Source organism: Paraburkholderia sp. SIMBA_027 (assembly GCF_046535315.1).
Taxonomy (GTDB): Bacteria; Pseudomonadota; Gammaproteobacteria; order Burkholderiales; family Burkholderiaceae; genus Paraburkholderia; species Paraburkholderia tropica.
Genome location: NZ_JAWRWY010001572.1, coordinates 1 through 237, shown reverse-complemented (window position 1 = coordinate 237; position 237 = coordinate 1). Strand labels below are relative to the sequence as shown.

Genomic DNA, 237 nt, shown 5'->3' with positions numbered 1-237 from the left:
ACCTTCTGGGTGGCGCGGTCGGTGACCAGCGACACGTAGTATTCCTTCTGGATGTCGGCGCCGTCTTCGATGTACAGGCGGCGGACCTTCTGGCCTTCCGGGCCGGTCTGGTGCGTGACCAGCTGCATGCCCAGGATTTCGGAGGCGAGCTTGCGCACGTCGTCCAGCGAGCGCGCCAGCTTCACGCCGCCGCCCTTGCCGCGGCCGCCCGCGTGGATCTGTGCCTTGACGACCCAG

Annotated in this window: 1 protein-coding gene; it reads right to left on the bottom strand. The window is 67.9% G+C overall.

What is annotated here, in order from left to right:
* Positions 1–237 (bottom strand): ATP-grasp domain-containing protein (locus SB764_RS44470; RefSeq protein ID WP_410867373.1); only part of this gene is annotated, 237 nt, incomplete at both ends.